Annotated in this window: 24 protein-coding genes and 1 pseudogene; 9 read left to right on the forward strand and 16 right to left on the reverse strand. The window is 40.9% G+C overall.

Annotated features, from left to right (window positions below; genetic code table 11):
• Positions 1 to 49: 49 nt before the first annotated feature.
• The 5 genes from recJ to def all read right to left on the reverse strand — a co-directional run bounded on the left by recJ (position 50) and on the right by def (position 5,138).
• Positions 50 to 2,365 (reverse strand): single-stranded-DNA-specific exonuclease RecJ, encoded by a 2,316-nt coding sequence (gene recJ, locus A3775_RS17720; protein ID WP_066426074.1) that lies wholly within the window; start codon positions 2,363 to 2,365, stop codon positions 50 to 52.
• A 274-nt stretch (positions 2,366 to 2,639) separates the two neighbouring features.
• Positions 2,640 to 3,266, reverse strand: a complete 627-nt coding sequence (locus tag A3775_RS17725) for a GNAT family N-acetyltransferase (protein ID WP_066380602.1) — start codon at positions 3,264 to 3,266, stop codon at positions 2,640 to 2,642.
• Between the two features lie 82 nt (positions 3,267 to 3,348).
• A complete protein-coding gene (locus tag A3775_RS17730; protein ID WP_066426076.1) occupies positions 3,349 to 4,197 on the reverse strand; it encodes a PD-(D/E)XK nuclease family protein in 849 nt (282 codons plus the stop codon).
• A gap of 162 nt (positions 4,198 to 4,359) precedes the next feature.
• Entirely contained in the window at positions 4,360 to 4,563 is a 204-nt protein-coding gene (locus A3775_RS17735) for a hypothetical protein (RefSeq protein ID WP_066380600.1), read from the reverse strand.
• A gap of 11 nt (positions 4,564 to 4,574) precedes the next feature.
• Positions 4,575 to 5,138 (reverse strand): peptide deformylase, encoded by a 564-nt coding sequence (def, locus tag A3775_RS17740; protein ID WP_066380599.1) that lies wholly within the window; start codon positions 5,136 to 5,138, stop codon positions 4,575 to 4,577.
• A 196-nt stretch (positions 5,139 to 5,334) separates the two neighbouring features.
• Here def and A3775_RS17745 point away from each other — a divergent pair, with 196 nt between their 5' ends.
• The 5 genes and pseudogenes from A3775_RS17745 to A3775_RS17765 all read left to right on the forward strand — a co-directional run bounded on the left by A3775_RS17745 (position 5,335) and on the right by A3775_RS17765 (position 8,616).
• Entirely contained in the window at positions 5,335 to 6,237 is a 903-nt protein-coding gene (locus A3775_RS17745; RefSeq protein WP_066380597.1) for an ABC transporter permease, read from the forward strand.
• Positions 6,238 to 6,305: 68 nt separating this feature from the next.
• Entirely contained in the window at positions 6,306 to 7,124 is an 819-nt protein-coding gene (locus A3775_RS17750; protein WP_066380595.1) for a DUF3598 family protein, read from the forward strand.
• 77 nt (positions 7,125 to 7,201) lie between these two features.
• Positions 7,202 to 7,582, forward strand: coding sequence for a hypothetical protein (locus tag A3775_RS17755; RefSeq protein WP_066380593.1), 381 nt, complete (start codon positions 7,202 to 7,204; stop codon positions 7,580 to 7,582).
• A 255-nt stretch (positions 7,583 to 7,837) separates the two neighbouring features.
• On the forward strand, positions 7,838 to 8,161 hold the full coding sequence (locus A3775_RS17760; protein WP_066380591.1) for a hypothetical protein: 324 nt from the start codon (positions 7,838 to 7,840) through the stop codon (positions 8,159 to 8,161).
• A pseudogene (locus A3775_RS17765) lies at positions 8,161 to 8,616 on the forward strand (type II toxin-antitoxin system VapC family toxin). The gene A3775_RS17760 and the pseudogene A3775_RS17765 overlap by 1 nt, the downstream one beginning before the upstream one ends.
• A gap of 70 nt (positions 8,617 to 8,686) precedes the next feature.
• Here A3775_RS17765 and aat read toward each other — a convergent pair.
• On the reverse strand, positions 8,687 to 9,262 hold the full coding sequence (aat, locus tag A3775_RS17770; protein WP_066380589.1) for a leucyl/phenylalanyl-tRNA--protein transferase: 576 nt from the start codon (positions 9,260 to 9,262) through the stop codon (positions 8,687 to 8,689).
• A 103-nt stretch (positions 9,263 to 9,365) separates the two neighbouring features.
• Between aat and A3775_RS17775 the strand changes: the two genes are divergently transcribed.
• Positions 9,366 to 9,695, forward strand: a complete 330-nt coding sequence (locus tag A3775_RS17775) for a hypothetical protein (RefSeq protein ID WP_066380586.1) — start codon at positions 9,366 to 9,368, stop codon at positions 9,693 to 9,695.
• A gap of 111 nt (positions 9,696 to 9,806) precedes the next feature.
• On the opposite strand, the gene rpsN is transcribed toward A3775_RS17775, so the two are convergent.
• From rpsN to A3775_RS17810, 7 genes are all read right to left on the reverse strand, one after another.
• The gene (gene rpsN, locus A3775_RS17780; RefSeq protein ID WP_066380584.1) at positions 9,807 to 10,109 is read right to left on the reverse strand and encodes a 30S ribosomal protein S14; all 303 of its coding nucleotides are present in this window, start codon (positions 10,107 to 10,109) and stop codon (positions 9,807 to 9,809) included.
• Between the two features lie 77 nt (positions 10,110 to 10,186).
• The gene (gene nth, locus A3775_RS17785; protein ID WP_066380582.1) at positions 10,187 to 10,876 is read right to left on the reverse strand and encodes an endonuclease III; all 690 of its coding nucleotides are present in this window, start codon (positions 10,874 to 10,876) and stop codon (positions 10,187 to 10,189) included.
• On the reverse strand, positions 10,852 to 11,949 hold the full coding sequence (gene rseP / locus A3775_RS17790) for an RIP metalloprotease RseP (RefSeq protein ID WP_066380580.1): 1,098 nt from the start codon (positions 11,947 to 11,949) through the stop codon (positions 10,852 to 10,854). The genes nth and rseP overlap by 25 nt, the downstream gene beginning before the upstream one ends.
• 136 nt (positions 11,950 to 12,085) lie before the next feature.
• Positions 12,086 to 12,334, reverse strand: coding sequence for a hypothetical protein (locus tag A3775_RS17795; protein ID WP_066426078.1), 249 nt, complete (start codon positions 12,332 to 12,334; stop codon positions 12,086 to 12,088).
• 40 nt (positions 12,335 to 12,374) lie between these two features.
• The gene (serS, locus tag A3775_RS17800) at positions 12,375 to 13,682 is read right to left on the reverse strand and encodes a serine--tRNA ligase (protein ID WP_066380577.1); all 1,308 of its coding nucleotides are present in this window, start codon (positions 13,680 to 13,682) and stop codon (positions 12,375 to 12,377) included.
• Between the two features lie 74 nt (positions 13,683 to 13,756).
• Positions 13,757 to 14,995 (reverse strand): RNA-guided endonuclease TnpB family protein, encoded by a 1,239-nt coding sequence (locus A3775_RS17805; RefSeq protein ID WP_066380575.1) that lies wholly within the window; start codon positions 14,993 to 14,995, stop codon positions 13,757 to 13,759.
• A 271-nt stretch (positions 14,996 to 15,266) separates the two neighbouring features.
• Positions 15,267 to 15,848: a DUF3611 family protein gene (locus tag A3775_RS17810; protein WP_066380573.1), complete on the reverse strand. Its 582-nt coding sequence runs from the start codon at positions 15,846 to 15,848 to the stop codon at positions 15,267 to 15,269.
• A gap of 609 nt (positions 15,849 to 16,457) precedes the next feature.
• Here A3775_RS17810 and A3775_RS17815 point away from each other — a divergent pair.
• Together A3775_RS17815 and A3775_RS17820 are read left to right on the forward strand one after the other, a co-directional pair.
• Positions 16,458 to 16,805: a PadR family transcriptional regulator gene (locus A3775_RS17815; RefSeq protein WP_066380571.1), complete on the forward strand. Its 348-nt coding sequence runs from the start codon at positions 16,458 to 16,460 to the stop codon at positions 16,803 to 16,805.
• Between the two features lie 52 nt (positions 16,806 to 16,857).
• Complete coding sequence (locus tag A3775_RS17820; RefSeq protein WP_066380569.1) at positions 16,858 to 17,388, forward strand: cofactor assembly of complex C subunit B; 531 nt, start codon at positions 16,858 to 16,860, stop codon at positions 17,386 to 17,388.
• Positions 17,389 to 17,804: 416 nt separating this feature from the next.
• On the opposite strand, the gene A3775_RS17825 is transcribed toward A3775_RS17820, so the two are convergent.
• The gene (locus A3775_RS17825; RefSeq protein WP_066381006.1) at positions 17,805 to 18,122 is read right to left on the reverse strand and encodes a DUF3155 domain-containing protein; all 318 of its coding nucleotides are present in this window, start codon (positions 18,120 to 18,122) and stop codon (positions 17,805 to 17,807) included.
• A gap of 280 nt (positions 18,123 to 18,402) precedes the next feature.
• On the opposite strand from A3775_RS17825, the gene A3775_RS17830 reads away from it, so the two are divergent.
• Positions 18,403 to 19,734 (forward strand): sensor histidine kinase KdpD, encoded by a 1,332-nt coding sequence (locus A3775_RS17830; RefSeq protein ID WP_066380567.1) that lies wholly within the window; start codon positions 18,403 to 18,405, stop codon positions 19,732 to 19,734.
• A gap of 125 nt (positions 19,735 to 19,859) precedes the next feature.
• On the opposite strand, the gene A3775_RS17835 is transcribed toward A3775_RS17830, so the two are convergent.
• Both A3775_RS17835 and A3775_RS17845 read right to left on the reverse strand, forming a co-directional pair.
• Positions 19,860 to 21,101 (reverse strand): S-layer homology domain-containing protein, encoded by a 1,242-nt coding sequence (locus tag A3775_RS17835; protein ID WP_066426080.1) that lies wholly within the window; start codon positions 21,099 to 21,101, stop codon positions 19,860 to 19,862.
• 306 nt (positions 21,102 to 21,407) lie between these two features.
• Positions 21,408 to 22,109, reverse strand: coding sequence for a conjugal transfer protein TrbI (locus A3775_RS17845; protein ID WP_066380561.1), 702 nt, complete (start codon positions 22,107 to 22,109; stop codon positions 21,408 to 21,410).
• Positions 22,110 to 22,334 lie beyond the last annotated feature (225 nt).

Genomic DNA, 22,334 nt, shown 5'->3' on the forward strand with positions numbered 1-22,334 from the left:
AGAAAAACCAATGACTAATGACTAATGACTAATGACTAATGACTAATGACTAATGACTATTAACCATCGCCATAATTGTAGATAGCGGTACATCAGTAAAATAATTCTGCTGGAATTGTTCTTCACTGATAGCGGCTAAAAACTGTGCAACAGCTACATCGCCCTTACTTTCAGAGACAGTGCTAGCATTCCAACTAATATGTAAATCACGGTCTTGTCTTGTAACAGTAAATCCGTAATATTTTAATGCTTGAATTCCTAAAAGTAAGGTTTGGTTACTTATCCCCAGTTTCTTGACAAGCTGTACACGGGTAACAGGTTGATTTGTGCGACTGAGATATTTAGCAATACCAACCAAAGTCAGCCAAATTTCCATCGGTGGTTGATGGTGGGGTTTAGACCAAGCAAGGGCTAATTGTTGATTATTGTAGAGCGATCGCCGCCACCATGCCCGTAATTCATCCCAATGAGTCGGACATTCGTCAATGATGAGGGACTCTTGACTGGGGGCTGGGGACTCTTGACTGGGGAAGTTACGCCAGTCTAAAATCTGTGCAGAGTTGTGAGTTTTGAGTCCTGATTCAGCACTAGGACGGACAGCAATTAATCTAACTTCATAGCGTTTTTTGTAGGTGTTGTAGTCTAATTCTGCAATGCAATCACACCTACCTAGAGGTAATTCTTCTTTATAATGTCCCCACCAAATCCCAGGAAAGGCGTTTTTAGTGGAGTCGTCGCGGATATCAAAATCGGTCTTAATGTACTGTACCTTTTTCCCCTGGGAATCTTGTTGATTGCGATGCCAAGTATTTTCAAACCAGCAGTTTTGAATCAGTAATTTTGGTACAGGATTACCCATACCACAAGGTTCTAATAATTTCAATTCAAAAAATAATTCTTTACCTAAGTCGGCTACTGTTACAGTTATATCTGCTTGTACCGTAGGGCTGAGATTTATACTACCCAAAGATTGCCGCAATTGCTGATTAATTGCATCTCTAAATAAGGGAATATTCTCTACAGGTAAACTCAAACCTGCTGCATAGGGATGTCCGCCAAAGCGATGTAACAGATGGGCTTGGTCTTTCACCAATTGGTATAAATCGACAGAATTGATAGAACGGGCTGAACCTCTGGCGAGGGGAGTAGCCAAGGAATTATCCCCAGTCCCTTCCGTACTTAACAAAATTGTTGGGCGGCCGGTTTCTTGGGCGACTTGTCCGGCGACTAAACCTAAAACACCTGCTGGCCATTGGGTATCTTCTAAAACAATGACGCTGGTGGTTGAAAGGTCTAATTGTGTGAGTTTTTGGGTTACTTGGTTTTGTACATCTTTTTGTAAAGATTTACGGCGGGTGTTGGCTAGTTCAGTGATTTCCGCGAGTTCATGGCAACGTTTGATATCTCGGCTAGTGAGTAACTCAACGCAAAAACTAGCATCGCCTTGGATGCGACTAACTGCGTTGATGCGGGGGCCTAAACCGAAAGAGATATCTGTGGGGCGATCGCCATTTTTCTGGCACAATTCTAATAATCTTCCTACTCCCGGCCTGCGTCGTGCTGCTGCTGGTTGTTGAAAATCGGCTTGCAGTTTTTGAATACCCAACTGTGCTAAATACCGACAGTCGCCACTTAGCTGCACTAAATCAGCAATTAACCCGACTGCTACTAAATCTAATAAATTCTCTAACGGTTCTTGAGGAACATCAGGCAAAGTTTGATAAAGGGCTTCTACTAACTTATAAGCTACCGCCACACCCGACAAATGAAATAAAGGATGTTCTGGTGATAAATAACGCGGATTAATAATAGCTGTAACTGGTGGACGTTCGGCAGGTAAAGTATGATGGTCTGTAACTATGACATCTATACCTAAATTTTTAGCATAGATAATTTCATCAATATTTGTGCTGCCCGTGTCGCAAGTAACTATTAATTTACAACCTTGTTGAGCTAAATTATCAATTCCTGCTATATTCAATCCGTGAGATTCTTTCAAGCGATTAGGAATGTAATAATTTAACTGTTGATTTTGTTTAAAAAATTGTCCTAAACCATCCCAAAGTACAGATGTAGAAGTAATACCATCCGCATCAAAATCACCCCAAATAGTTATTTTTTCACCTGCATTTCTTGCTTGTTGCAAGCGTTTCATTGCCAAGTGCATTTCTTCCCCAAACTCAAAGGGGCTAGCTGGTTGATAAGATTTATGATTAATAAAAGCTGCTAATTGTGATTTATCTTTAATTCCCCTTTGCCATAATAATTGGGCTGCAAATAATCCTGTTGATGCAGGAGTGTACTGTTTTACTAATTGGGTAAACCAATCCGGGGGTTGTTCGCTAACTGTTAAAATCCACTGCATTTAATCAATTCAAAATTCAAAATTCAAAATTCAAAATTAAAAGCTTATACCAATTTTATGTAAAGTTGCACAGAGCGATAAAATCCATTGATTTATCTGTCTTTATCTGCGTTTACACCGTTCGCGCAGCGTCTCCGTTAGGAGAAGTTCTGATGTCTACGACAAGCCGCTTGCGCGTCTACGGCGGAAGCCGCCGCTCAGACTTCTCTCTGCGTCCATCTGCGTTCAATAATGCTTAAAATTTGATTCTAAGCAAGTTACTATTAATTTAGTATTACTCATTATTTGTAGATTCATTAACTAGAGGATTTAAAGCTAATTCACCAGCTAAACCTTCAGGTTTGCGGGCGCGAATAGCAGGGCGAGAACGTCTATAACCTGCTCTTTCTGCTTTTTGATGTTCATAGTCAATTAATCTGCCATAATGTGGATGCTTGCTTAAATTCATTGACAAGAAAATATGCTGACGAATATTACCAAAACCTTTGCGGTTGAAAAACTTCACGGCTGGTATATTAGTCGGATCAGTATCTACTAACATAAATCTTGCTCCATCTTCAATCATCCGAGCGACGACTTTATCAACTAATTTGTCTGCTACTCCCTGACGTTGAAATTTAGGACTTACTCCTAACCATAAAATGTAACCATAAGTCCATGATGCTTTGGTAATGATAGTCCCTAAAATAAATCCGGCTAAGTCTCCATCTGTTTCAGCGACTAAACAATATTCTGGGTCTGTATTATAAAGTCCAATTACTTCCCATTCGTCCCAAGTACGGTAAAGGTAAGGGTATAAATCGCTAGTAAATAATTCTTCTCCCAAATGATAAACGGGAGCAATATCATCAATTCCTAATTCACGCACATATATAGCGTCAATTTGCTCAAAGTTTGTCATAAATCTTTAGGGGTGTAGGAGATATGAGGAAATGTTTACCTAAGAGTTTTTGAATTTTGAATTGATTTGTCCCCATTCTCGATTAAATTGTGACTTCTTGAATATTAGCGATATCTGGTAAAGAATTTTGAGCTTTTACAGGTTCAGTGGCGGGAATGCGATCGCACCGTCTGGTAAAATGACAATAATCACAGGCTTTGCTACCCGTCCCTACTTGCGGAAAGGGTTGATTTTGTTGATAATCTGCTAACCAAGTAGTTAATTGACTTAACAATTGATTCAGTTTTTTTGCTGTTTGTTGATGTTGTCTCTGGCTATAAGTAAATGTGATATTTTGCGGTGCGCCTTCAGATTGGACAAACCAGTAAGTCATAGAAATATTTTCTGGCAAGTATGAGCTAGTTTCAGCTAAAACATACATATAAAGGAGAGTTTGCCAGTTTTGCGCTAATGTGCGTTTATTGGGTCGTTTCTTTGTTGTTTTCCAGTCGAGAATTTGAGCCTGTTGAGCATCAGCAATTAATAAATCATAAATAACAGTCAGCAAATAGTCTTGAACTTGCAGAGTGCGGTAATGTTCACTTTCCCGGAAAATTGCATTATCTGTTTTATTGTTCAAAACCTCTGGAGCAGCTTCAGCAAAAGCTGACATCAAACTTTGCAACTTGGTATCTGCTGCTAGAAGACTATCAATTGGTAAACCCATTTCCCGTTGCTGCATGAGCAAGTGAAAGTGACTACCTAAACTTTGTGATTTCTCCTCATATTTTTGTGATTCCTCCTCATATTCACGATTTGCGGGTGAATTAAGCTGTTCTACAGGTGAATTAAGCTGTTCTAAATAGGTGTGCTGGAATTTACGGGGACAACTCTCTAATAAATTGAGATGTCCTTGAGACAATCGTAATAAAGGCGTAGAAGATATCAGCATACTCCCATTGTAGAAGCGATCACCCTAAAATCCACAACTCTGCGTACCTCCGCGTTACCTCCGCGCGCCTCTGCGTTTAAATCCCCACCCTCCATGAGAAAAGGGAAAAGAATGAATCTAACGTGTGGACTTCATCCCTTCCCCTTTTTATGTACCTGATGCTTATTTAATGTTAGCCCTTGCGTCCCTAACTGCGGCAATAAAAAATAAACCCGTCAGAGGAATACTCAACCCTAAGATAATAGAAGTTAACTGCACACCTAAATCTGGCTGTCCTGAAGTTAATTCAAACACAGAACCAACAGCAGCGATCGCTGTTATACAAGAACTTCCCAGAAAAAAACCGCTTTTTGGAGTTAAATACACTACTAGCCACCCTATGCTACTGGTTTAACTGCTTGATACGAGAAGCCATTTTTAGATAACTCCTGCGCCAAAGTCAAGGAGTTGTCTACACGATCTACAAACACAACACCATTCAGGTGATCCATTTCATGCTGTATGCAGCGTGCGAGTAAGTCAGTCGCTTTCAGCGTTTGGGGACGGCCATTTTCATCTTTATAAGATACTTCCACAACTGTGGGACGCTTCACATCCATATATACGCCAGGAATACTCAAACATCCTTCTTGCGCCACACAAATGTCACGGCTAACTTGTTTAATGGTGGGGTTAATTAATACCAGTGGTGGGTTAGCAGGGTTATCGGGTTCGCAGTCAATCACAATTAGTTGTTTATGAATTCCAACTTGGGGTGCAGCCAAACCTATGCCATCATTGCTGTACATAGTTTGTAGCATCTCGCGTATGAGTTGACGAATTTCATCGTCTACTTTGGTGATGCGTTTGGCTGGTTGACGCAAAGCGCGATCGCCTAGATAGTGTAGTTGTAATGGCGGATTTTTTAACTTTTTCTTCTCAACAGCAATTTCAGAAGGCATGACTCTCGATGGCTAATTTGTGAAAATTCCTACTACCCTCATTCTATCAATGTCGTTTGTCGTTCGTGGTGATTATTAAACGCGGAGGCACGCGGAGTCAACGCGGAGGTACGCAGAGTTTACCGAAAGATTTGGCTTGGGTGTATAAAGGTAGTGGTTTCCGTAGGCTATTTTGAATTTTCTCTTGGGGTGATGTGTGTTGAAATTTCTGACGAAACTTGACTACTTGCTGAAGGAAACTTTTCTGGGTTTGCTGCGTGGTGGTTGGATGAATTGGGCAGCTGTGAGTACGGTGACGGTGTTACTGTTTTTATTTGGTTTGAGTTTGCAAACTTCTTGGCAGGTGGAAAAACTTGTTAATCAATTTGGTAGTCAGTTAGAGTTATCAGTTTATCTTGATTCTGGTACGCGCGCCCAGACTATAGAAACATTGGTGGTACAATTTCCAGATGTTGTCAGTGTGCAGACTATTCCTAAAGAGGAAGCTTGGAGTAAGTTAGTTAAGGAAATGGGAATTTCTGATATTGAGGGTGCGACGCAACAGTTAGGCGAAAATCCTTTGGTTGATGAAATTAAGGTGAAAGCTCGTAACCCTCAAGTTGTGCCGAATTTAGCTACTCAACTAGCTAAGTTGCAGGGTGTGGAAACGGTTCAATATATTGATGAGGCGGTAAAACGCATTGCCCAGTTGCACAGAGGTCTTAACTGGGTGACTTTAACGATTACAATTATTTTGACATTAACTGCGATCGCTGTCACTACGACCACCATTAGGCTGATAGTTTTAGCCCGTCGTCAGGAAATTGAAATTATGCAGCTAGTCGGCGCAACAAAGGCGTGGATTTATCTACCGTTCATTTTACAAGGAGTTGCCTTTGGTTTATTGGGTGGTGCGATCGCCTGGAGTTTTATTTCAGTCATTCAGCAGTTCATCAGTAAGTTACTCAGCAATCAACCAGAATTTTTGCAATTTCTTAGCAATGGTATCCAACTCACTCCTATACAAATTCTACTCTTACCCATCATTCTTTTAAGCTTTGGTGCAGCTGTAGGATTAATAGGAAGCTTATTTGCTGTCAGACGTTTTGCTAAAAGTTAAGAGCTACTGCGGAAAATGACTAATAACTAATAACTAATGACTAATGACTAATAACTAATAACTAAAATATGACTTCTCAATGGCAATATTTACTAAAAAATCTCGGTGAATGGCGAGGTTCATTCACACGTTTTTCACCCCAAGGTGAACTGTTAGAAGATATCAACAGTGTAGTCTCTTTAGAAGGATTGAACAATAACCAAACTATACATCAGGTTGTTCGCCGTCAAGGACAAGCCGATTTAGTTTTAGAATACAGTTCCTTGTCCCGGAATACACTATTTTTCCCTAATGGTGCATTTTCCCAAGGTTCTATTCAGCTAGCACCTTTTACTGAGTTTGGTGCAGAATTAGGATTAATTCACGAAAATCGCCGCTTACGCCTAGTTCAATTATTCGATAAAAATGGTCAAATAGATAAACTCACTCTGATTCGTGAACATTTAGCGGGTACTGAACCAGTAGAAAACCCACCCTTACAAATAGATGACTTGCTGGGAGAATGGCAAGGTGAAGCTACAACCATATATCCTGACTGGAGTTCCCCTGAAACTATCTCTACAAATCTCAAAATACAACTTAATAATAGTCAACAATTAACTCAAACTATCAATTATCCTGGATGCACAATTACATCCACTGCTAGCATCAACGGTTCTCGCATCATCTTTGATCAAAATCCTCAAAAGCAAATACAAGTTTTGTTATTACCTAACGGTGCGTCTGCTACTTTTACTCTGAAAGTTCAGCTACGTCAAGCTTTTATCTTAGAGATGGGTTGGTTAATTCAACCAAACTTGCGCCAACGCATACTACGCAGTTATAACGATAAAGGTGAATGGGTAAGTTTAACTTTAGTTACAGAACAGCGAGTCAAAACTGATTAACTTTATTGGCAGAAAAATCCGAAAAGTAGCAAGCTGACTTTGTAGCTGAATCATACAAGCCTTTAGGAATTAATAATATGTCTACAAAATCTCTCTGGAAAATTTTAGCTACATTTACAGGTGCAGCTTCCGTATTAACCGCTACCTTAGCAATACCTACATCAGCACTAGCTTCGACAACAGAATTTAGCTGTAGCGCAGAAGGTGTATATGTGGAAGTTTCCCGCCTCAGCAATGGTAAACTACGCTATGCAGCCTACAATATACCAACTACCCTACAACGTCCTGATCTCCTGCTGAACAATGGTACAGTCAGACGTGATAAAAATGGAGATTTAGTTTACAGATTTAGAAACGGTAATTATCTCTATGCTGCGGTTAAAGATGAAGGTTACGGCAGAGTTTTAGTTTATAAAAATAATCGCTTGATTGCTACTAAATATTGTGGAGATGTTTAGTTATAAATAACATTAAGATAGCGATTTCTAGTCTAATAAGTTACATATTTATCTGTGTTTCTCTGTGTTTATCTGCGTTTAATTATGACTGACTGCACCTCACTTGAATGGGAATTGCTATAAATCATCTTTCATTTTTACAACCCAGTTCTATAATGACTGGGTTTTCCATTAGAAACAATTATGATGGATAAACTTGTCGTAGCAATATCTGAATTAGCGATACAAAGAAAGTAAAATAATTAGATATTAAATATGACTACCAAAGAACTATTGCTTCAAGAAATAGAAACTCTACCACCAGAATTACTTACAGAAGCATTGTTATTAATTCGTTCTATTAAACTTACTCACACAAACAAGGATTTAGAAACAGATCAGCAACAACCTAGCGTCTTATCAGAAGCTACAAAAACTTCTGATGATACAAAGCAATTAACATACCGCCCTACTTCTGGACATTCCATTCTGAGACACGCTGGTACGTGGGAAGGTGATGATTTTGAGGAATGCTTACAATCAGTATATGATAACCGTGAAAAAGCTAAATTTGATTATGAATACAACCCATTTGAATAATGTATTTATTGGATACAAATCATTGTAGTGCCATTATTTTAGGTGAGCTAAATATTATCCGTCATATTATTGAAGTTGGAGAAAATAATATTTCCACTTGTGTAATTGTCCAGGGTGAACTAAGATACATGATGGAAAAATCCCAACGAAAGGATGTTAATCTTGGTCACTTGACAGAATTTTTAGAGGATATTCGTATTTATTTAGTAACGGAAGAGACTGCTATCATCTACGGTGAATTAAAAGCAGCTTGATTTAATCAATTTGCATCAAAAGAAAAAAACAAGCGAAGAAAAACCAAAATTACTGATTTAGGTTTTGGCGAAAATGACCTGTGGATAGCAGCTATTGCCATTCAAAATCATCTCACCATAGTATCGGCTGATAGCGACTTTCAACGAATGCAACAAGTAAGAAATCTATCTGTTGAATCTTGGCTAACTAGAACAGCATAAATAATTAAAGGTTGGTAGTAAGGACTTTAGTCCTTAATCCGAAAATCCCCACTCCCTAATTCCAACTAAACTAGACAAGAGTGCAACGTGTCATTAATGCCTGGTGAAGTAGAGTGTGATATTCTTCATCATGAACGCGATAAGCACCAAATCGTTCTAAATGGGGATTCATCATTTGAGCGTCAAACAGGACAAATTTTTGCTGACGCAACCTTTCTACCAACTTAACCATCGCTACTTTAGAACCTTCAGGAATGTGGTAAAACATCGATTCACCAATGAAAGCACCACCGATGACAAGTCCTAAAATTCCCCCAGCTAGTTTGTCATCTTGCCAAGTTTCAAAACTATAAGCGAAACCTGCTTGGTATAATTGCCAGTAAATCTGTTTTAATTCTTCAGAAATCCATGTAGATTCTCGGTTAGCGCAACCTGCAACTACAGCCGCAAAATCACGGTTAACCGCCACACTAAAGCGTTCTTGGTTCAAAATACGCTGTAAAGACTTGGGGTAACGGAATCGCTCATCTAAAGGAATCAAAGTGCGATCGCGACTACTGTACCATCCCAGGCCGTCATCTTCATCAGCCATGAGAAAATAGCCTTGAGCATAACCCTGTATAATAGCGGCAATATCATATTGCATAGATCAAACTAAAAATAAAAAATATCAGAGGAACGCTATGAGAATCTATTATCCTCTGCGCTCCTCTACATCTTCCTGGTAATTCCTCTGCGGTTAACACAGTATGACACAAGCAATACCACCTATCACTCTCCCAACATCTGAAAATCCCCAACTCGAAGGTGAATGGTTACAAGAGCGTTTGCTGCGGTGGCTGGATGCAGAATTTATCCCCGAAGCAATTAATCAGAAGATTGCTCAACGAGCAACACAAATTTTTGTCCGCCAACGAATGGAAGGAGAGAACGATTTAGGTTCTCTAGTCATTGCCATTGTCACCGAAATGCAAGCGTTTGATTTTTCCAAAAGTTTTTATGGAGAGTTTGCGATCGCTAACGCCGTCAGCGATCTACTCTTAGAAAGTCTGGGTATCGAGCGTTGTTGTGGTCAATAAAATCAAGTCTATAGTCAAAAGTCCACAGTCGAAAGTCTAAAGTTCACAGCCATACCCAATGACTAATGACTAATGACTAATGACTAATGACTAATGACTAATGACTAATGACTACCAGCTAGACTTAACGACTCCAGGTAAAAGACCTTGGTGCGCCCATTCCCGTAAAACGTTCCGAGACAGACCAAAATCACGGTACACACCTCTGGGACGACCAGTTAACCAGCAACGGTTACGACGACGAGAGGGCGCACTGTTACGGGGTAACTGTTGAATTTTGCGGTGAATTTCTAGCTTATCTAGGGGAGACTCAGTTGTTCTGAACTCTTCTAACAAAGCTTCGCGTTTTGCAGCGTATTTTTCAGCCAACTTAGCGCGTTTTTTCTCGCGCTCAATCATACTCTTCTTTGCCATGAATTATCTTACAGATGTAAAGACAGCATTTTCCATTCTACCTTTAGGAAAGGCTGATTGCCTCTATTTTCTTTTATTTAGCCTACGGAAATTTGTTGATGAGCAGCAGGACATAAATCAGCCAGGTTACAAGCCTCACAAGCTGGAGAACGGGCTTTACACACAGCCCGACCGTGATAAATCAGCCGAATTGACCAATTTTCCCAATCTGGCTGCGGTAATAACTGCATCAAATCTTTTTCAATGTGAATCGGATCGGCATACTTAGTTAAACCCAAACGCTGACTTAACCGCTTTACGTGGGTATCAACTGTTACCCCTGCATTAATTCCGTAAGCATGAGCTAAAACCACATTTGCCGTCTTGCGGGCTACCCCAGGCAGTTTTAACAACTGTTCCATTGTATTAGGAACTACAGAATTAAACTCAGTAACAATCATCCGACAAGCGGCTTGAATATTTTTCGCCTTATTGCGATAAAACCCTGTCGAACGCACCAAAGTTTCTAACTCTGCCAAGTCAGCATTCGCCAAACTAGCAGCATCAGGAAAGCGACTAAATAAAGCTGGTGTAACTTGATTCACGCGCTCATCAGTACACTGAGCAGAGAGAATAGTCGCCACCAGCAGTTGCACTGGAGTTGAATAAGTTAAAGAGCAGGTCGCATCTGGATACATTTGATGCAATCGAGTCAGTATTTCTACTGCTCGTTGCTTCTTAGATAATGATTTGCGCTTGGTACTCACTGGAATAATTTTTGTACCCACTCCAACTGTGTAGTTAACTGGGTAGTTTCTTTCACAATCAGAAAAATGCCCAAACCTAAGAGTAGCATTAAACCTGTTTGCATGACACCTTCTTGAATCCGATTCGGCAAGGGCTTACCACGCAAACCTTCAATCAGTAAAAATGCTAATTGTCCACCATCTAAAGCTGGGAGAGGCAAAATATTAATTACTGCCAAGTTGATGCTAATTAAAGCCGCAAAAAAGAATAAACTACCTGTATCGTTTTGGGCGATGTTCGCGCCGATTTCCACAATTTTGATAGGGCCAGCGACTTGTCCAGCAGTTTCACCAAAGTTAGTAATTAGCTGTCCAAATCCTTTAAATGTCATGGTGACGATGCGCTGAAATTCAGCCGCACCAACGCTAAAAGCTGTGACTGGATTAGACACAGGACGGCGTTCAACTTTGCCGTTAGGTGCAAGCCCAATACCAATACTACCGCCTGTAGGTTTAGCTTCAGGAATGACATTCACAGATAGCTGTTGGTCGCCACGGGCAATTTCTAGTGTAATTGGCTGATTGGGGCTACTTTTAATGATGTCTCTTAAACTATCGATAGATTGCAGCGAAGTGCCAAATTTTTGTCCACCAGCTGCGATGATGACATCTCCGGCTTGTAGTCCAGCTTTGCTGGCGACATCACTGACTTCTGGTGCTAGCTGTTGAATGAGTACCCCTGGTTGGGTAGTCTGCCCAATGCCAATAAAACTGACTTGGGCTACCAATAGCATATAGGCAAAAATTAAATTGGCAATCACGCCAGCACTAATGACGATCGCCCGGTCTAAAATTGGGCGATTACGCAGCAAATTCGGGTCATTGGGAGGAATATCACTATCTGGATCATCATCAGGAAACCCGACGAAGCCACCTAAAGGAAACGCCCGGATAGCATATTCGGTTTCTGGGCCTTGGTACTTCCACAGAACAGGGCCAAATCCTAAAGAAAAACGGTTGACATGGATACCTTGAGAACGGGCTGCAATAAAATGCCCCAGTTCATGTACCAAGATTAATACCGCCAAGACTGCGATCGCTGCTAAAACTGACATAAAGCAAATTAATCAAAATACTCGGATATATACTTTTATTGTAGTAGTTGGTGAAAGGGCGCAAAGACTTAAACCCTCTGGCAATATCAGGTAATGCTTGGCTCAACATCAGGAATTTGTTGGGTTGCGCCGTCGCTCAACCCAACCTGCAATACTCGCTCAAAGCCTCCAATCTTCGCTCCTGCATCAACTCTTGTGAAAGTTCTCTACTAGCAGGAATATATTTTCTGACAAGAGCCTGAGCATTTTGGACAGAAGTTTGTACACTACCACGGATTGGTTGATCTTCTGGTACCAAGTGAGCTTCATTAATTGGAATCATCATCAGCCATCCTTTTAAAGTGTAGATTGAATTGAACTGAGGAAACCCAACAATCTCTTCCATGTTGGGTTACTCTGTGTTTAACTCAAGCTTTGGTCAGAACTCATGAATTTTTCGGTATGGAGGATGTCAACGTTTCTTGGTTGCCAAGATACGGACGCAACACTTCTGGTATCAACACCGTGCCATCTGGTTGCTGATAATTTTCCAAAATAGCCGCCATTGTCCGCCCCACAGCCAAACCAGAACCGTTCAGCGTATGCACAAACTGAGTCCCCTTCTTCCCGGCTTCCTTAAACCGAATATCAGCCCGTCGCGCCTGGAAGTCTACAAAATTAGAACAGCTAGAAATCTCCCGATACTTCCCAGAAGAAGGTAGCCAAACTTCTAAATCATAGGTTTTAGTCGAAGAAAAGCCCAAATCTCCACTACATAAATTGATGACTCGATAAGGCAACTTTAACGCCTGTAGAATTGCTTCTGCATTTCCCACCAATTTTTCCAACTCATCAAAAGAGGTGCCAGGATGCACAAATTTCACCAACTCCACTTTATTGAATTGGTGCAAGCGAATTAACCCCCGCATATCACGCCCATAGCTTCCCGCTTCCCGACGAAAACAAGGCGTATAAGCACAGTGGTAAATAGGTAAACTTTCCGCCGGGAGAATCTCACCCCGGTAGAGGTTAGTCACAGGTACTTCCGCCGTGGGAATTAGCCATAAATCATCATCAGCACATTTAAAGCTTTCTTCCGCAAACTTGGGTAATTGACCTGTCGCCGTCAAAGAATCAGTATTTACTAAAAGCGGCGGACTGACTTCTACATACCCAGCTTGGGTTTGCATAGTCAGCATAAATTGAATTAATGCCCGTTCTAGGGCAGCACCAGCCCCAATTAAGTTGATAAAGCGACTTTGGGCAACTTTCACAGCTCGCTCTACATTGAGAATACCTAGCTTTTCGCCAATTTCCCAATGCGGCAGAATATTGGGATTCTGAGGTATATACTCATCACCCCAACGGCGAACTTCTACATTATCTTCCTCACTTTTACCCACAGGCGTAGCATCACTGGGTAAGTTGGGAATTGCTAAGATTAGTTGTTCTATTTCCGCCTTGAGTTCCTTTTCTTTGGGTTCTAGTTCACTCAATTGGGCTTTAATGGCGTTCCCCTCATCCCGCAGACCTTGAATTTCTGGGTCTTGAGGGTTGACACCAGATTTAATCTTCTGCCCGACAAGTTTACCAATTTCATTACTTCTAGCTTGCAGTTGACTACGAGTTACTTCTATGTCTCGTTGCTGCCGATCTAACTGTAATATCGGTTCTATGTCGTATTTACCACTACGACTATTCAACCGTTCCTGAATTAGTTGGGGATTTTCCCGTATTTGCTTAATATCCAGCACAGATTTTTCTCAGTTTCTTGCCTACGTCCTGTCAACAGATGAGCATATAGTTCCAAAAAACATAGACAAATATCTCATGGCTTTCGTTTGCCGGGAATAACCCCGACGGGGCGAACTACAACGCCCCCTATCCCTAGACTAAACGCTGTCGGGACTACTTTACGTAAAATATTTAAACTACCATTGACATCAGCATGAATCAATAAACCATTACCCGCTCTATAGAGTTTAGTTTTGATTCGGCGACCACTAAATTTAACTTCTTTGAAGTCACTTTCTCCGTAAGTGGGAAGAGTATCTTGGTCTAAAAAAGAAGCTACACTGGTATAAGATTCTTCCGAAACCAATACATTTATCCCCACTAATTTCGCTTTATAACTCAACTGCTGTACAAATCGGTTATGAGGAATACAAACAAAGTTTTGATTATTGATGCTGCCTAAATTAGCATTCTGTTTCCACAAGGAATTTTGACCTATTACTAAAGTGCCAATGCCACAGTTCACTAAATGGTCAATAATTAAACGACTGGCTTTATGCAGATAATCATCTACGCGAAAATTGCGTTTTTTCGTTAAACTTTGTAGTTGTTTAGATGTCTTTTGATGTCCAGGTAGTAAAGATTGTAAATTGGCTTTTTTTTGATTGTAGTAACGATTAATTGATTTAATAATCCGCCCCGAAACCAGAACTGGTATAAATCCCGGCTGGTTTGATGTTAAGGTTGCTAGGTTATCTATTCCTAAATCAATCGCTGCTATGGCATTACTGTCTAAACCATAATCTATTTCCGACTTTTCATACACAACTTCTACGACATAATGGTCTATTTTTGGGACAATCCTCACTTGATTCAGATGTACATAGTCTACTTTTGTAGTCAGATGAATCTGTGTTTGTGACAGATGAATCAAACCGACTTTCATTTTCGGTTTACTCACTGCCTGGGCTGTGTAAACTAATAAGTGTCTGCCTTTTTCTTTATGTTTATATTTCGGTAATTTGGGTCTACCTAAAAATTTGGATTTATCTGCTCCATAAGCTTTAATTGCTGCAAAAAAACTTAACCAGTTGCGATGTAGTCCTAATAATACTTGTTGGGCAACTTTAGCTGGTAAGGCTTGGTATGGTTCGGTTGATTTTAATTGTTTTGCTAAACAATTGTAATCGAGATACTTTTGAGCAAAAATAAAGCTTTGGCGAATGTGAAAGTTAGCATAATTGTAGAGGTTTTTAGCAGCAAAACATAATTGCTCAATCTCCTGATGATGGGGATGATTTCTTTGAATGATATGCCGCTCGACTACTTGCATACACTAGCTACTTTCTGTGGATGTTAGTTAGTATATACTAACTTATGTTCCTACTCGTATCCAACAACATTCTCGCTCAGTTCCCTTTACTAGAGAAAGCCTGTATAGGTAATTTTCGCTGACTTCTCTGTGAGCAATGACTGTATCTGACTATATGTGTTGATAAATTGGGCGAAGTTTTACAATACTGATTTTGACTTGCGATGACAGGAAAAGCAAATATTAGCCAAGGGAGTGGGGAGCAGGAGAAAAATAGCCTGACTTCTGTAGGCTATGATGAACGATTGATGCGAGCAAGCAACCAGAGTGAGCTTACTAGCCCAGCAAAGTGTGCTGAAACAGTGTTGATGTTGGCTTGAACTACCAACATATCCAAACCGCTAATAATCCGGTTAGGGTCGAATAATTGGGTAGTGACAGCTTGAGGAGATATTGACCTAGCTACCAGTGTACCAACGATCGCCTGCGCTCCCAAAAGTGTAACTAACGTCCCGATTAAGTTTACCCACAGCCCCAAACGTAATACCTGTAATGTCTCGGCTTTGCGAGGGCGGTTACTGGGGTTGGATGACATGAGTTGATTGCCAATTCGGGTGTATCTAAACCCCAGATAAATACCTCCGCCTAAAATTAGCAGTCCACAAACTGCTAAAAACACACCAAACCCAGTCCCAGGATTATTACTAGGACTACCTGTTCTTTGGCTAAAAATGGCGAATAGCAGCACAATAATTCCAGAAACTACACCTAGCACTAACTGAATCCAAAAGCTAATCCAGCCTGTGAGGCGAAAGGTTTCGGCAATTGTCCGAAGATTCGAGGAAGACGAGGGAGCATCACGGTTTTGTGACATACTGATCACCAACGTGCTAGGCACTTGCTAGTTTTATCAAAATTTAGAGATGGGTAAGGGCAATTCAGGGTGGGGTGAGAAGTGTTACCAAGCAAAAGCCTGATTACTTGATATTTCTCAATCCTACCTCCATAAAAAATATTCTTGCGTAAGTTCCGCCAAATTTATCTACAGGTTATGACACTAACATCTTACGTGTCTGAATTTTTGAGGATTTGACAAGGATATTCACGATTAAACAAAGTCTTGATTAACTTTTACAGATTTACAGACAAAATGGCATTTTACTTGTAAAATTTTTTCGATGGCATCTTACGTTTAAGCAGTTATAAACAGCTTGGCATTACTTGACACCAAGAGAGTGGCAAAACTACTGTCTTGATTGCTCCTCACCACACTCATTAAATCTAGGTTAGGGGCGTAGTATTTGGCGTTCCTAAGACTTTTACACTTTTCTCACGACTTAAAACCTTGGGAAATTTGCTCATCTGTTACTTAAGTGAATGTGCTTAAGTAACAGTTGCCACATAATCAAATTGGAGTAGCATTATATACTAGCTACAAAAATGTAGATTTCACGATAAGGGATCATTTTAGCCATCACTTACTATGAAACTTGAGGATATATATCAATTCTTTGAGAATCCTCCGCCAACTTATCTCTGCCAGGAGCTAGCAATTTGTTATATCCTGGATGTTTTGCTCCAAGGTGAATCCTACGGCACTGAGTTAATTCAGCAACTAGACACCGAATATCCCACCTATCGCCTTTCAGATACTGTACTTTACAGTGCCATCAAATTTCTCGAAGACCACAATGCCATCACTGGGTATTGGAAGAAACTCGAAGGGCGGGGTCGTCCTAGGCGGATGTATCAAATTTCTCCCGAATGGCAAGCTCAAGCCCAGGATTTAGCCAGGCTTTGGCAAAACTACATCAATCGGAGGACAAAGTAACCAATAATTAAGAATGAATAAATCACCTCCAGTTAACCTGTAACAATTAGCTATGGATACCGCGATTTTGCCATCCACCCTACTGCTAACCTTGTTGCTATCGGTTGGGCTGTTTTTCTTTATTCGTGCCTCGACTAAAGACCGCACACAAACAGCACAACTGATATCCGAGCAAGATGAAGCTGTCTTTATGCCTAAATTGCAAGATTATTTTCGCTCTCGGTCTTACCGCGTGGTAGGGATAGACAAAGAAAGCAACCAAGTAACCTTTGAAGGGTTTGTCAAACCTAGCAGATTTCTAGCTGTGTTTTTATCGTTATTGGCTGCTGTTGGCTTGGTTTGTCTATCTTTAGTTTTATCGTTGCTTGTGCCTCAGTTAAACATTTTTGTTTGGGGGCTGTTGCTACTGTCGCCTTTGAGTGGTTTTTTTTATTGGCAGAAAGCTGGCAGGCTGGAAAAGGTTCTGCTGAAGCTAGAACCCAACTTCAGTCAAAAGCAGCCATCTAGTAAAATTACTGTGACTGCCCATCGGGATGAAATTATTGAGTTACAGAACGCACTCCAACTCAAACTGAGTGATTGATTTTTGATGATTTTGAGAATCTCGTTGACAAATATGCGGATTTTTGATGGAAGCTGCGTAAAGAGAGATTAGGTGATTCAATATTTCTTTTCCCTACGACTGTGTGCCGTAGGGAAAAGCTTGATGTGTTGAGAGAGCTTGCTGAGCAATCCATAGGATGAAAGCACAACGTAACTCTCGTTTCTGGACGCTTTTAGCTGTATCCTGACTCCCTTGTGCATGATTCAGACTAAAATCAACCCAGACAAACTACATGTCGCTGGCTGGAAGTTGATTGTCTCATTACTCGCGCTACCTCTACTGGCAAATCAGTGACAAACTTAAAAAAAATGGAAACTTTGCATCGACTGAGCATTTTTGCCAGTTAAATGGTTGTCAGAAGTTGCACTCAACACGGTAAGATATCCACTTGTGACTCAGCGACTGCCTACAGCCACTGGTTCCGAACCTGCGGGAGATTCGAGTGTCCGCAGGCTCGGAAACAAGAAATGGTTTTCTTCCACGTACTGAGCACCAAACAGCCCTTTCTCTGCCCAGAAATAACGGTCTGTGGTGTGTTCGTTGCGCTTTACGAGTAGCAACGCTGGTGGCAAAATACCTTCAGCTTGAATGAATTTTCTGGCTGCTGTCACAGGTTTTTCTTCGCCGCTTTCGATGCTATATTGAGGCACATGTTCTAAAATCCGTCGTCCTTCTTGGCGACGACGACTTTTCCTTTTACGTCTCCTTGCCAACCTATTTTCCTCCTCTTTCAAGCTATAGATTGTAGTTATGGCTACAAAATCCGTCGTCATTATATAAGTTCTAGTTCAAAAAATCAATAGTTTTTTAACTTTTGATACAACGAAAATACTAAAATTGACAGTAGATGAATCAAAAGTGAAGCAATAAATAATTCGTTGGTGAAAAGCATTATTAAATAGATTTAGTTAAACTTTATTCAATAAGTGGGGAAAATACAGTAACTTTTGGAATCTTTTCTCCAATTCCGTGATCCTGAGCAAGAGCCAAAAAATGTTAATGTCTGCTAGTTCAGATTTTGTTGCTCTGTGTCGCGAGCAAATCGCGCTACTCACCCAAGGGCTGGGAGCATCTTTAAGTGTGGTTTATTTAACTGAAGAATTGGTGGATTCTCCCACGGGTGAGTCCAAGTTGGTTCCCGTGGTGGTTTACCCAGAGGCAGCAGTAATCATGCCTGGGGATGAGATGCTTGAGGCGACAGCGCAAAAGCAACTACACTTAGGGAATGTGTTGATGTTACCTCAGCAGCAAGGAAGGTTATTGACACCAGCACCAACAACGGAGACACCACAACCAGAACAACCGGAGTTGCAAGCAGAATTTTTACTCAATGGACACCAATTTGTCTGTCCTTTGCTGCATGAGGATGTGATGTTGGGACTATTGGTGACAGGTAGAGACGATCGCCCGTGGAATGAGCAGGAACAAAGCCAAATTCAAAAAGTTGGGCAAACTCTGGCGATCGCTTGTATTTTAGATCAACGTCGTGCCTGGTTACAGCATCAACTACGTCAACAACAAATTTTGCAAGCACAGCAGCGAGATTTATTAGATAACTTATTACATCAGTTTCGTAACCCGTTAACGGCCTTACGCACCTTTGGCAAGCTATTATTAAAGCGATTGCGCCCCGGAGATCCGAATCGCGATGTGGGCGACAATATTGTCAGGGAAAGCGATCGCCTCACAGAATTGCTCCAAAAATTTGATCAAGTCATCGACTGGACAGATGCAGATTTAGAACTACTGTCACTGCCAGAATCAGAAATATTTGTGGAAGCAACTGTCCACAAATCAGCGCAACCAGCATTATTATTACCCGGCACGGGAGAGCAAGAAATAGATTGCTCTTTGGCGGATTTATTAACACCATTATTAGTGTCTGCTCAAGCAATCGCCCAGGAAAGAAATTTGCAATTACTTGCAGACATTCCCCCCAATTTACCGTTAGTAAAAGCGAATATTAAAGCCTTACAAGAAGTATTGAGTAACATCATTGATAATGCCCTCAAATACACTCCTTCAGGTGGTAAGATTTATATGGAATTAGGGCTAGAAAAAGAAAATTTACAAGGCATTGCGATTAGTGATACTGGCCCCGGTATTCCCCCTGAAGATTTAGCCCATCTAGGCGAAAGACATTACCGGGGAGTACAAGCAAAAACAGAAATTCCCGGCACTGGTTTAGGACTGGCGATCGCCAAACAATTAATTGAGCAAATGCAAGGGAAAATCGAAGTTTTCAGCCCGGCGATTCATCGGGCGATCGCTTCCCCCGATGCACCGGGAACTACATTTATAATTTGGTTGCCAATTAGTTATTAGTTATTAGTCATTAGTTATTAGTCATTAGTTATTAATCAACAAACAACAGACTTCAGTAGGGGATTGAATCCGCTACTGATTGTCTTGAAGTTGGAATTTTGAATTAATAGCGCACAGATGTTTAACTATCTCAGAGAAACTTGGAAATTTTGATTAATAGTCATTTGTAAATCAGTGTCTGGATCAATGGCGATTAAGTCAACACTGTTTCTACCGAAGAATAAACCAATCAAGCCACCAATGGCAGCACCGCCTAAGACTTCTTCTGTGGCAATGGCGCGATCGCCTGTTACCGCAGATACCGCCGCCGCCGCACCAGCACCTAAAACAGTATTCTTGAGAATTGTGCCGGTGCTAGTACCCTTTTTGACGGTTTCTGTTTTGGTAATCACTTCAGAAGCCGCGCTAATATTGTACTCTTGACCTGTGGTTAAAACCAGTTTTTCGGCAACGAATTGAGAACCACCCTGAGCAGGTTTGAGTTCACCAACTACCTGACTACCAGCCGGAACTACTACAGTACCTTCTTGGGTAACTACATTTTGTCCGATTGTCAGTGTCAATGGTACTGTTTCATCCTTAGTTACTAGGATTTTTTCGGCTTTATCGTACTTCACAGGGATAACCGTTCCTTGAGGAATTGTCACCGCTACAGGTGTGGGAGTTGTCGGTTGAAGAGACACAATATAAGGCGAATTAATAGCTGAGGCTTGATTGTTACTAACTAATGCTTGGTAGATAAAAGCTGCAACTTGGGCGCGGGTAGCGGTGGCGGTGGGATTTAAAAACCTGACATTGGGATAGTTAACTACAATATTTTGCTCTGTGGCGGCAGCAATAGGGCTACGGGCATAGCCAGCTATGTTAAAAGCATCGTTGAAATATTGCAGAGTGTTTTCAAAGTTACCAGTGGGAGCATAATCAAGTCCGTTAGCGAGGGCAACTAAAACTTGCTGGCGGGGAATGGCTTGATTTGGCTCAAAACGGTTGCCGGGATATCCAGATAAGAACCCGATGGTATAGGCTTGCTGAATCGCGTTAGATGCCCAATAGTTGCTAGGTACGTCTACAAATCTAATGGCTTGCCGTTGTGGTGCTTTTTGGAAAGCTTTATTTACCATGGCGGCGAATTGAGCGCGAGTAACTGGCTCTTCTGGGCGGAAGCTACCGTCAGGAAAACCAGCAATCACACCCCTTTGTGATAATTCTCTAATAAACGGTGTCGCCCAATAGTTAGATGAAACATCAGTAAAAGTAGTTTGAGCAAAAGATGGAGCCGCTACAACAAAAGGTGCTACAGTACCTGTAGTAATACTTAAAGCCATGAGTGCAGCTGTGCCAGATTGCCAACGATTTAAATTAAACATATACTTTATTGCTCCACACATTTATTTGTTTTATTGTTAAATCACTAGACCAAATTGTAAAATAAAAAGTTTCTTGTTCGACGCTATTTTTAGAAATTTTTTTGAGCTTGCTTGTGTAAATAAAATGAATATTAATATCATTCAAAGTTCCTAATAAGTCATAGATATTCTTACGATTAATTCCCATAAGTCTATAATATTAAAACCCCCAACTTCTTGCGGAAATCGGGGATTTATGTGTGAGCAATGCTGGATTTAGCAAAGATTAAGCGTTCAATGAATGTCACGGCTAAAATTTAGTAATGCTTAATAGCGAAGTAATTCTACATTCAAATTAGAACTGAGTGTTAGCCTTAAGTCCTGTTCTGGTCTAATGACGAAGACTTCAGCTTCTTTCTTCCGCAGGAGAATGCTAGTTAAAGCACCAGCAGCCGCACCACCTAAAGGTTCTAAAATCTCAACTCGGCGATTACCTGTAATTAATGAGATTGCAGTGGCAGCACCAGCACCAATTGCGGCATCTGTTAATATTTGGCTGGAATCATTTTTGCTAATTTTCTCAATTTTAGTGACTGTCTGAGAATTAGCGTTAATTGTTTGCCGTCTGCCAGAAGCATAAACTAATTCTCTAGCAACAAACCGCGCACCTCTGACATTATTTCTATCGTTTCTGTCTGTAGAGAAACGTCCGTCAAAATAGACTGGTTCTATTTGTCCTACGACTTCAGTACCAGCAGGAATTAACACATTTCTATTTCTGTCAATTATATCGTTAGCAATTTCCAACGTGAGTGGTATTGTTTCTCCACGACTAACAATTACTTTGTCTTTCTCATATCTCACAGGAAAATTCACGCCCGCAGGTATGGCAATTGTTCTACTTTGTCCAATATTGTATTGAGCATGAGCAGCAGGAGCAAAGGAAATCATGGGAGTTACAACACCTGTAGTCACTGTAATCGCCATGAGTGCTAAGGCTCCAGATTTACAATAATTCTGGTAGTTCATAAGTTCATTAATAGTGATGGGATGTTGACTGTGATATTTCTGATGACGAGGACTTACTGAGATTGTTTCTGAAAGCTTTCAAACCTGTGCTTCGGCATATTCACGAAACTAGAGAGTGGGGAGTGGGAAGAAGCAGGGTAGCGGAGGAAGGGGAGGAAGCGGAGGAAGGGGAGGAGAGAAACTAATGACTAATGACTAATGACTAATGACCAATGACCAATGACT

It is taken from the genome of Anabaena sp. 4-3 (genome assembly GCF_001597745.1).
Lineage (GTDB): Bacteria > Cyanobacteriota > Cyanobacteriia > Cyanobacteriales > Nostocaceae > Trichormus.